The organism is Streptomyces sp. NPDC039736, assembly GCF_055596485.1.
Window position 1 is genome coordinate 72,718 of sequence record NZ_JBVIUQ010000018.1, and the last position, 11,007, is coordinate 83,724.

8 protein-coding genes are annotated in these 11,007 nt (G+C 72.2%); 7 read left to right on the forward strand and 1 reads right to left on the reverse strand.

Annotated elements, in window-relative coordinates; translation table 11 throughout:
* Positions 1-132 precede the first annotated feature (132 nt).
* Complete coding sequence (locus ACZ56L_RS34570) at positions 133-1,320, reverse strand: hypothetical protein (RefSeq protein ID WP_471069012.1); 1,188 nt, start codon at positions 1,318-1,320, stop codon at positions 133-135.
* Between the two features lie 425 nt (positions 1,321-1,745).
* Here ACZ56L_RS34570 and ACZ56L_RS34575 point away from each other — a divergent pair, with 425 nt between their 5' ends.
* The 7 genes from ACZ56L_RS34575 (at position 1,746) to ACZ56L_RS34605 (ending at position 10,901) form a co-directional block, all read left to right on the forward strand.
* Complete coding sequence (locus ACZ56L_RS34575) at positions 1,746-2,054, forward strand: hypothetical protein (RefSeq protein WP_189826809.1); 309 nt, start codon at positions 1,746-1,748, stop codon at positions 2,052-2,054.
* Between the two features lie 206 nt (positions 2,055-2,260).
* Positions 2,261-3,106 carry a DUF8175 domain-containg protein gene (locus tag ACZ56L_RS34580; protein ID WP_471069014.1) on the forward strand — a complete coding sequence of 282 codons (846 nt, stop codon included), beginning with the start codon at positions 2,261-2,263 and terminating at the stop codon, positions 3,104-3,106.
* Positions 3,096-4,499 (forward strand): hypothetical protein, encoded by a 1,404-nt coding sequence (locus ACZ56L_RS34585; RefSeq protein ID WP_471069016.1) that lies wholly within the window; start codon positions 3,096-3,098, stop codon positions 4,497-4,499. The genes ACZ56L_RS34580 and ACZ56L_RS34585 overlap by 11 nt, the downstream gene beginning before the upstream one ends.
* Complete coding sequence (locus tag ACZ56L_RS34590) at positions 4,496-6,046, forward strand: SCO6880 family protein (protein WP_345220516.1); 1,551 nt, start codon at positions 4,496-4,498, stop codon at positions 6,044-6,046. The genes ACZ56L_RS34585 and ACZ56L_RS34590 overlap by 4 nt, the downstream gene beginning before the upstream one ends.
* A 24-nt stretch (positions 6,047-6,070) precedes the next feature.
* Positions 6,071-7,498, forward strand: a complete 1,428-nt coding sequence (locus ACZ56L_RS34595; protein ID WP_345220518.1) for an ATP-binding protein — start codon at positions 6,071-6,073, stop codon at positions 7,496-7,498.
* Between the two features lies 1 nt (position 7,499).
* Positions 7,500-9,164, forward strand: coding sequence for a type IV secretory system conjugative DNA transfer family protein (locus ACZ56L_RS34600; RefSeq protein ID WP_471069019.1), 1,665 nt, complete (start codon positions 7,500-7,502; stop codon positions 9,162-9,164).
* A gap of 180 nt (positions 9,165-9,344) precedes the next feature.
* Positions 9,345-10,901, forward strand: coding sequence for an amidohydrolase family protein (locus ACZ56L_RS34605; RefSeq protein ID WP_471069021.1), 1,557 nt, complete (start codon positions 9,345-9,347; stop codon positions 10,899-10,901).
* Positions 10,902-11,007: the final 106 nt, after the last annotated feature.

An 11,007-nucleotide genomic window follows, 5' to 3' on the forward strand; every position in this document is an offset into this window, starting at 1 on the left:
CCGGTCCAGGCAAGAGCGCCCGGCATGCGGCAGGGAGCGCGGCAGGCGTCGCACTCGCCGTTCGCGGGGCTCGTCACGCGGCGCGCGGCCCGCCCGAACCCCCCGGCGGAGCAGCCCCGTTGCCCTCGCGTCTCACGGCGGCCCCGTCCCCAGCAGCGTCAGCGCCCCGTACGCCCCCGACGCGACCCCCGCCGCCCCCACGACCACCGCCGGCGCCCAGCGCCGCCGCAGCCCCGCCAGCGCCACCGCGGGCCCCAGCAGCAACAGGAACGACGGCATCATCAGCCGCGGCCGCGACCCGAAGTACCCGGACCCGACCAGCGAGACCACGACGACCGCCACCCCGTACACCGCCACCGGCAGCGCAGGCCGCAGCCGCAGCGCCGCCCACAGCGCCCACCCCAGCACCGCGAAGGCGGCGCACAGGCCCGCCCCCGCGAAGGCGTTCACCGCGAACTGCCCGGCGACGAACCGCGCCAGCGCCACTCCGCCGTCGATCCGGTTGTCCCACCCCGCCTGGACGTCGAAGTACGCGAACGGCCGCCCTTCCCGTACCGCCACGAAGCAGACGTATCCCAGCCAGCCCAGCGGGGCCAGCAGCACGCCCGCGACCACCCGCCGGGGACGCACGCCGGACCCCCGCCGGGCAGCCAGCCGCCGCACCCCCGCGACGGCGATCGCCGCGACGAGCGCCGCCGCCACCGGCCGGGTCAGCCCCGCGCCCACCGCGAGCAGGCCCGCCGACACCCACCGGTCGCGCAGGACCGCGTACAGCGACCAGGCCGCCAGCGCGGTGAAGAGCGTCTCGGTGTACGCCATGGACTGCACGAAGGCCGTCGGGTACGCCCCCCACAGCACCGCCAGCAGCACGCCCGCCCGGCGTCCGTAAAGCCGCGCGCCGACCGCGAAGATCCCCCACGCGGCGGCGACCGACGCGGCCCAGGAGACGAGCAGCCCCGCCCCGGCGACGTCCAGCGGCGGCACGAGCGCGTGCAGGGCCCGTTCCAGTGCCGGGAGCAGCGGGAAGAAGGCGAGGTCGGAGTGGAGCGTGCCGTCGGGGAGCACCGCGGTGTGGCCGTAGCCGTGCTGGGCGATGCGCTGGTACCAGAGGGAGTCCCAGCGTCCGTGCAGCCGCAGCACGCCGTCCTGGCCCCGGGCGGCGGCGACGGCCAGCAGGATCGCCAGACCGGTGAGCCGCACGGCGGCATAGCCGAGCAGCGCGGGGGCGGCGTACCGCAGCGCGTCCGCGAACGGGCGGGCGGCGGCGGCCGGTTCCACTCCGTCCGTCCGGGGCCGGGGCGGCGCCTGGGTCTCGGGCATGCTGGACACTATCGCGCGGCGACGCCCCGGAAAGCACATGCGTTCGGATCGAGGGGCCCCGACGAAAGGACGTCGGAACGCCGGCCCGCCACCGCATCCGACGCAGCGCCCGCGCGCGTGGACGCAACGCGGGCGCAGGGGAGCGCACGCCTCGGCCGGATGTAACAGGGCCAAGGTGCACAACGCCAGTCATTGCCCGGAGTCACCCCCCGTGATACACAGAGTGACCGTACGGCTTTTCGCCCGACAACCGGTTTGGACCCCTCCGCACCGCAGGTCAGAGCGGTGAGACCGGACCTGTGTGCGAAAAACCGACAAAGATTGCCGCCAAGTCGACATACCCGGGCGGTTTCATCAGCGAAGATAGGGCGATGCTCCCTGCCGTCCGGCAGGAGTGCGAACTACCCGACAGGGGCGGTGACTTAATGATCCTGGCAGCCGAAAAGGGCGACATCACCACCATCATCGGCGGAATCGCGCCGAACTGGGGACCGTTCGGAAACCTCGGCAACGAGGCCCGCATCATGGTCGAGGTCGTCATGGCCGTGGCGATCCTGCTGTGCCTCGGCATCGCCATCTGGGGCGCGGCCAAGCAGCGCATCGGAGCCACGGCACTGCGCGACACGTTCAGCGCGGAACAGGGCAAGGGCCTCATCGTCGCGGGTCTGACCGGCGTGTTCATCATCGGCTCGCTCGGCACGCTGTTCACCATCGTGTACGGCATGGCTGTCTAGCCCCCTTCCCCCCCCACTCCGCACCGGGCGTGCCCGGAATTCCCCCCGAGGTTGCGTTCTCTGATGCCGACTCACCTGACGAGTCACCACACCGCGCCCACCCGGGAAGCGGCACCGCTACCGTCTAAGCAGTACGCCTCCGCATACGTGTGCGGGTGCGGCGGGACGGACACGGGACGGCGAAAGGCTGAGGGGGCGTACGCGGCATGAACCGCGGTGACGACGAGCGACGGGGGACGGACGACCCCTATACGACGATGGGCGGCACCCGTCAGACGCGTACCCGCATGCCGGACGACACGGGCACGGCCCGGCCGCGCGCCCCACGGGCCCGGGCGTCGCGTTCGACGGTCACGGTGGTGGGCGTGGCGGTGCTGCTGATCGCGGCGATCGCGTTCGTCAACCGGGGGCCGGGGAGCAGCGGCGGCGGCACGGGCCGGGCGGGCGGCGAGCCGGAGTCCAGCTCGACGGCGGCGACGGGCGACAAGCCCGTGACGGCCAAGGGCCCGTCCGGCATCCCCTCGGGCTTCGCGCGGAGCAGCCAGGGCGCGCAGAGCGCGGCGTCGAACTACACGGTGGCGCTGAATTCGGCGGACATGTTCAAGACCGCCGAGCGGCACGCCATCGTCGACGCCCTCTACACCTCCGCCGAGGCGCCGGGGCTGAAGGCGTCGCAGGACGCCCTGTACTCCGCGGAGTTCCTGCGCCGGACCGGCCTCGACGCCCGGGGCGAGGCCCCGGCCGGGAGTCTGTTCGTGTCCCGCGCGCTCCCGGTGGGGACGAAGGTCGAGTCGGCGGACGCGGACAACGCCACCGTGTCCGTCTGGTACTCGGCCCTGATCGGCATGTCCAGCCCCAGCTCCACCGACCCCGTGAAGTCCAGCTGGAACACCCTGACCTTCCGGCTGAGGTGGGAGAAGGGCGACTGGAAGGTCGTCAGCACCACGGAGAAGAAGGGACCGGCTCCGTTGCCCGGCGACCAGGCGGCCTCCGACTCGGCAGAGATCAGCAAGGCAGTCGAAGAGTATGGAGGGTTCACTTATGCCAGGTAGCCTCCGCAGCCGCACCGCCCCGGCGCTGGCCGTACTGGTCACCGCGCAGGTCGCCGTCCTGATGGCGGCCACCCGTGCCGTGGCGGCGCCCACCCCGCCGCCGAGCCCTGCCGCGACCCCCTCGCCCAGCCCGAGCAGCAACGTCTGCGACGGGTTGATCGGTTCGTCCCGGGAGTACTGCGAGCGGGGCAGCTCCGACCCCGGCGCCGCCCCGTCGCCGCCCGCCAATGACGCCCCCCTCGACCCCCTCACCTCCCTCGCCAAGGGCTGCGCCGACGCCGCCGCCTGGATCGTCGGCAAGCTCAGCGAGGCCGTGAAGTCCACCGCCAACGTCGACTTCACTAACCCCAAGTTCCTCCAGCAGTACGCCGTCGTCTTCGCCGCCTCCACCGTCCTGACCCTCGTCCTGTGGCTCCTCGCGGTGGCCAAGCGCGCCATGCGCGGCGTCCCCCTCGCCACCGCCGCATCCGAGGCCATCGGCTTCCTCTGGCTGACCGTCCTGGCCTCCGCCTTCACCCCGCTGATCCTCTACACGATCGTCTCCGCCACCGACGGCGTCACCGAGGTCATCGCCGCCGCGTCCGGCGGCCAGACCGACGTCTTCTTCGGCTCCTTCGCCGAGGCCCTGAAGAACCGCGAGTCCATCGGCGGCGGCCCGATCATGCTGATCGTCGTCGCCCTCGTCACGATCCTGGCCGCCGGCGTCCTCTGGCTCGAACTGGTGATCAGGGCCGCCCTCCTCTACGTGGGCGCCCTCCTCGGCACGGTCGTCTACGCGGGCCTCGTCGACAAGAACCTGTGGAGCCACGTCCGCCGCTGGGCCGGCATCATGATCGCCGTCATCCTGGTCAAACCGGTCATCGTGATCGTCCTCGGCCTCGCCGGAGCGCTCTCCACCGGCGACGGCCCCAACGCCTTCTCCGCCGTCGTCTCGGGCCTGGCGATCATCCTGCTCGCCATCTTCGCCTCCGCGATGATCTACCGCTTCGTGCCCGGCTTCGGCGACGACATCGCCGCCGCCAGCGCCAGCCGCAAGCAGGTCACCGACGGCGCCCGCGCCTCCGCGGTCCTCTCCTCCCCGGCCAACCTCGTCTCCCAGGGCATCAAGACCCACAGCAGCCGGGGCGGCGGCGGAGGCGGAGGCAGCGCCCCCGCCCCCCGCCAGGCCGCGAACGCCTCCTCCGGCGTCACCGCCCACGGCTCCCGTACGGGAAATCCGGGGCCCACCTCGAGCGGAACCCCGACCGGAGGAACCGGCGGCACCGGGTCCATCCCCTCCGCCGCCCCGTCGGCCCGTAGCAACAGCACCCACAGCAACCGCGGCACCGGCAACACGGGCACCTCCAACTCCCCGCACAGCCACCGCAAGAACTCAGGAGGGGGAGGGCGTTGACCACCCAGTCCCACCCGATCGCGCCCCGTCGCACCTACCTCATCGGCCGGGCCCGCCCCAACGCCATCGTCGGCAAGAACCGCGAGACCGGCGAGATCGCCCTGATCATCGCCGGCGGCTTCATCGGCATGATGTGCGGCCTGCTGGTCCCCAGCCTCTCCCTGCGCATCCTGCTCCTCGTCGGGTTCCCCCTGCTCGCCCTGATGGCGGTGTACGTGCCGTACAAGCACCGCACCTTCTACAAGTGGTTCGAGATCAACCGGAGTTACAAGCGGAACCTCCGCAAGGGCACCGCCTACCGCTCCCAGGCGATGGACGCCGGCACCCGCATCGACGGCCGCGAGGTCGAGATCGGCCCGCCCCCCGGCATCGGCCGCATCAACTGGCTGGCCGCCCCCTTCGGCCCCGACGAGATCGCCGTCCTGCTGCACGCGGACCGGCGCACCGTCACCGCCGCCATCGAGATCGAGGGCCCCGGCGTCGGGCTGCGCGACAGCGAGGACCAGGAGGCCCTGGTCGACCGCTTCGGCACGCTCCTCAAGCACGTCGCGAACGGCGACGGCTTCGTCACCCGCCTCCAGATGCTCGCCCGCACCCTCCCCGCCGACCCCGACGCGCACGCCAAGGACGTCGCCCAGCGCGGCGACCGCACCGCCCCCGACTGGCTCCTGGACTCGTACGACCAGCTCCAGTCGATGGTGTCCACCTCCAGCGAGCAGCACCGCGCCTACCTCGTCGCCTGCATGCACTACACCCGCGAACTCGCCGCCGAGGGGGCCGCGATGGCCCGCGCGTCGCGTCCCAAGGGCCAGCGCAAGCTCGACAAGGACTCCGGCCTCGCCATCGTCATGGCCCGCGAGCTGACCGACATCTGCGCCCGCCTCGCCGAGGCCGACATCCGGGTGCGCCAGCCGCTCGGCCAGTCCCGGCTGTCCTCCCTCGTCCACTCCATGTACGACCCGGACCACCCCATCGACCACATCCAGGCCATGACCAAGCGCAACGCCTGGCCCGCCGAGCTGGACGCCGTCGAGCCGACCTACCTCCAGGCCAAGACCCGCGAGTCCCTCACCCGCGAGCCCTGGTGCCACGCCACCGCGTGGGTGAAGGAGTGGCCGATGACCCCCGTCGGCGTCAACTTCCTCGCCCCGCTCCTCGTCCACACCCCGGACGTGATCCGTACCGTCGCCGTCTGCATGGACCTCGAACCCACCGAGGTCGCCATCGAGCGCATGCTCACCGAGAAGACCAACGACGAGGCCGACGCGTCGCGCGCCGCCAAGATGAACCGCACCGTCGACCCCCGCGACATCGCCGCCCACGGCCGCCTCGACCAGCGCGGCGAGGACCTGGCCTCCGGAGCCGCCGGCGTCAACATCGTCGGCTACATCACGGTCTCCTCCCGCAATCCCGAGGAGCTGGCCCGCGACAAGCGCACCATCCGCGCCTCCGCCGGAAAGTCGTACCTGAAGCTCGAATGGTGCGACCGCGAGCACCACCGCGCCTTCGTGAACACCCTCCCCTTCGCCACCGGCATCCGTCGCTGACCGCTCCCCCCGGAAGGACAGACCATGCGAGACCCCCTGTCCGCACTCACGGATGCCTTCACCAGCTTCCTCTTCGGCAAGGTCGAGACCACCCGCCTCCCGGTCCGCACCTCCACCGGCCAGGCCCAGGCGGTCTACCTCCCCACCGCCGCCCCGGGCCTCGGCGACTCCGGTGTGATCATCGGCCGCGAGGTCTACAGCGGCAAGGGCTACATCTACGACCCCTTCCAGTTGTACGGCCAGCAACTCCCGGCCCCCCACTGGCTGGTCCTCGGCGAATCCGGAAACGGGAAGTCCGCCCTGGAGAAGACCTACGTACTGCGCCAGCTCCGCTTCAAGGACCGCCAGGTCGTGGTCCTGGACGCGCAGGGCGAGGACGGCGTCGGCGAGTGGAACCTCATCGCCCAGCAGTTGGGCATAACCCCCATCCGCCTGGACCCGATGGCCGCCCTCAACGACGGCATCCGGCTCAACCCCCTCGATCCCGCCATCACCACCACCGGCCAGCTCGCCCTGCTCCGCACCATCATCGAAGTCGCCATGGGCCACGGCCTGGACGAACGTTCCGGCTTCGCCCTCAAGGTCGCGCACGCCTACGTCAACGAGACGATCACCAACCGCCAGCCCGTCCTGACCGACATCGTCGAACAACTCCGCCACCCGGAACCGGAGTCCGCCCAGGCGATGAACGTCGACCTGGACGACGTACGGGCCTGGGGCCTGGACGTCGCGCTGGTTCTGGACCGCCTGGTCGACGGCGACCTCCGCGGCATGTTCGACGGCCCCACCACCGTGGGCATCGACCTGGACGCCCCCCTGATCGTCTTCGACCTCTCCCACATCGACCGCAACTCCATCGCCATGCCGATCCTCATGGCGATCGTCGGCGTGTGGCTGGAACACACCTGGATCCGCCCGGACCGCGTGAAGCGCATCTTCCTGGTCGAAGAGGCCTGGCACATCATCAACAGCCCCTTCGTGGCCCAGCTCTTCCAGCGCCTGCTCAAATTCGGCCGCCGCCTGGGCCTGTCCTTCGTCGCCGTCGTCCACCACCTCTCCGACGTCGTCGACGGAGCCGCCGCCCGCGAGGCCGCGGCGATCCTCAAGATGGCCTCCACCCGCACGATCTACGCCCAGAAGGCCGACGAGGCCCGCGCGACGGGCAAGGTCCTCGGCCTCCCCCGGTGGGCGGTGGAGATCATCCCGACCCTCACCCCCGGCATCGCCGTCTGGGACGTCAACGGCAACGTCCAGGTCGTCAAACACCTGATCACCGAGGCCGAACGCCCCCTGGTCTTCACCGACCGCGCCATGACCGAGTCCTCGGCGACCCCCGAGGAGTCCTTCCTCAACGACGACGCCCGCGCCGCCGACTGGGAGGCGGAGCAGCGCGCGGCCCTCATCGAGCAGCACATGGCCGAAGTCGAGTCCTCGGACGCGACGGTGGCCTGACATGCCCGGTTCGTACGATCGGGGACACGGCGCCGGCAGTCGGGGCGGCGACCGGAACCGCGGAGGAACGGGCGGCATCCCGGACGGCCTCCTGCTGGCCCTCCTCGGCCTGCTGCTGGGCCTGACGGTCCTCACCTGGACCTCCACGGGCCTGGCGGGCCTGTTCGCCCACGGCTCCTGGCCGAGCCGGGTCACCTTCCCCCACACCCCGTCCGCCCTGCGCCAGTTGGCCGCCGACCCCGGCGACATCCCCGCCGCCTGGCCCGCCACCCCGCCCGCCGAACTCTCCGGTTACGGCCTCTTCTACGGCCTGCTCATCGGCCAGCTCCTGGTCCTGCTGGTCCTCACGATCTTCGCCATCGGCACCTTCACCCGCTGGCGCCACACCCGCGCCCGCTCCCGCACATCCACCGCCCCCCTCCCCCAAGAGGACCCCACCCCCGTGAGCCCTCTTGGGCGACGGGGCTCCGCTCCCGTGAGCCCCCTCGCCCAAGAGGTCCCCGCTCCCCTGAGCCCCCTTGGGCGACGGGGCCGCCCCAAGGGGGCGGAACGGGCGGGCAAGGGGGCGGCCCCCGGCGGAGCCGAACCCCCCGCCCCGGCCCACCTCGACACCGCCCCGGCCCATCCCGGTGCCGCCCAGGCCCCTGCCCCGGCCCACCCCGGCACCACCCAGCCCCCCGCACCCACCACCACCGCCCACCTGACCACCCCCCGCATCGCCCCGTCCCCCTCACCCCGTACGCCCCACGAGGGCCTCCTCCTCAACCGCCACACCCACCGCACCACCGCCACCGAAGCCATCCTCGACGCCCCCGGCCCCGCCCTCGTCCTCACCTCCGACCCCGCCCTCTGGTCGGAGACCAAAGACGCCCGCGCCAAACTGGGCCCCGTCCTCCTCTACGACCCCGAGCACCGCTGCGACACCCCCTCCCGCCTCCACTGGTCCCCCACCACCGGCTGCCAGGACCCCGGCACGGCGACCGCCCGCGCCCGGGCCCTGCTCGCCCCCGTCCGCCCCCGCGCCCGAGCCGACTCCGCCGTCGCCGAAACCGCCGAGACCCTCCTCAGCAGTTGGCTGCAGGCCGCAGCCATAGACGACCGCCCCTTCAAGCACCTGCTCCGCTGGGCGCAAGGATCAGGGGCCCACGAGCCCGTCCGCATCCTCCGCACCCACCCCCGCGCCCGCTCCGGTGCCGCCGGCCTCCTCGAATCGGCCCTCACCGCTTATCCCGAACGCCGCGAACAGGCCCAAAACCTCACCACCCGCGCCTTCTCCGCCCTCTCCTCGATCCACCTCCGCGAGGCTTGCACCCCCAACCGAACCGATTCGCTCACCTTGGAATCATTTGTGGTCGAGGGGGGAACGCTCTACATGGTCGGTGAATCCATCGAGGACCCCCGCACCCGCCCCTCGGGACCGGGCGCGATGCCGCTGCTCACCGCCCTCGCCTCATACGTGGTCGAGCACGGCCGCCGCATGGCCGCACGGTCATCCGACGGTCGGCTCGACCCACCAATGACGCTCGTCCTGGACGACATCGCGGCCGTGGCCCCGCTCCCCCAGCTCCCGGACCTCCTCACCTCCGGCCGGGCCCAGGGCCTCCCGACCCTGGCCCTGCTCCGCTCCCAGGAACAGTTCAACTCGGCCTGGCCCAGCACACGTTGAAACGCCCCCGGGGTGCACCGACCACCACCCCGAACAGGCCCGCCACCCCCCTCCCCCTCGCCCCTCTCTTCGACAAGAGTGACGAGTCGTACGCACCGGCCTCGCGGACCTCACGGACGCGCGGGCCCGGCGCGCACCCACCCGGCCCGCACCCACTCCCGTCGGAAGAGACGCCCACCCATGTCCAAGCCCCCGCACACCCACCCCGACCGCCGCCCGGCCCCCGCCACCACGGCCGCGCCCACCACCACGGACCTCGCCCCCGCTCCGGCCACCGCGAGCCCCCGGGCCGCCCGCCCGGCACCCCTCGTCCTCGCCCTCACCCACGCCACCGTTCTGCTCACCCCCCACTCCCGCCCGCTCCCCGACCACACCCTCCTCCTCACCGACGGCAGAATCACCGCCACCGGACCGAGCTCCCAACTCAAACCCCCGCCGCACGCCCGGGTCGTCGACCTCACGGGCAAGTACATCGTCCCGGGCCTGACCGAGTCGCACATCCACACCTTGGGCGACGAGGCCCTCACCGCCCCGCTCTTCCCGCTGACCGGCATCACCTCGGTCCGCGAGATGTGGGGCCAGCCCTTCCACCACGCCTGGCGCCGCAGGATCTCCTCCGGAACCCTCCTCGGTCCCCGCTTCGTCATCGCGAGCCCGATCCTCGACGGCCCGCCGTCCATCTGGGCGGACGACCTCGGTCTGCCCGTCCTCGAAGTGGCCGACGCGCAGGCGGCCCGCGCCGCCGTACGCAAGGTCCACCGCGAGGGCGCCGACTTCGTCAAGGTCTACTCCCGCCTCTCCCCGGAGGCCTACTACGCGATCGCCGACGAGGCGAAGCGCCTGCGCATCCCCTTCGCCGGCCACTGCCCGGACATCCTGCCGATGTCCCGCGCCGCCACCTCCGGCCAACGCTCCATCGAGCACCTGCACGCCATGCTCCTGGCCACGTCCTCCCGCGAGGACGAGATCCGCCGAGCCCTCGCCGAGGTCCGCATCGACCCCACCGACCCCTCCAGCCTCTCCCGTTACGGCAGTTGGTTCCGCCAGGTCCACCCGCTGGAGTGGCAGGCCACGCTCTCGTACGACAAGGGCCGCGCCCGCCGCCTCTTCGACACCCTCGCCGAGAACGGCACGTACGTCACCCCGACCCTCCTGGTCCACCACTCCCTGGAACGCATCGCGGACCTGCCCGCCTCCTCCCCCGACTGGAAGTACCTCCCCGCCTGGGCGGTCGCCTCCTGGCCCGCCATCTGGGAAGCGATGACCGGCTCCCGCACCCCGGAGGACACCGCCCGCATCCGCCGCATCTACGAGCACCGCCTCACCCTCGTCTCCGAGATGCACCGCGCCGGCGTCCGCCTGACCGCGGGCACGGATACGGGCACGGGATACGCCGTCCCCGGCTTCTCCCTCCACGAGGAACTCCGCCTCCTCTCCGAAGCCGGTCTCCCCGCCCCCGACGTCCTCGCCACGGCCACCACCCACCCCGACGCCCTCCTGCGCCTCCCGAAGTACCGTCCCGCCGACCTCCTGGTCCTCAACAGCGACCCCCTCCACGACATCCGTCGCACCCGCGACATCCACTCCGTGGTCAACGCCGGCCACTACCTCTCCCCCGCCGACCGCGTCCGTCTGCTCGCGGACGTGGAAAAGGCCGCAGCCGAAAGCACCCCTCCCGAAGAAGAAGCACTTCCGGCCACGGCCACTCCCGGCTGCGCCTGCAACGCACCCCACTGACGCAAAAGCCCCCGAACGCAGAAAAGCCCCGTACCGGTTTCCCGGTACGGGGCTTTTCCACAATGATTGTTCGGCGGCGTCCTACTCTCCCACAGGGTCCCCCCTG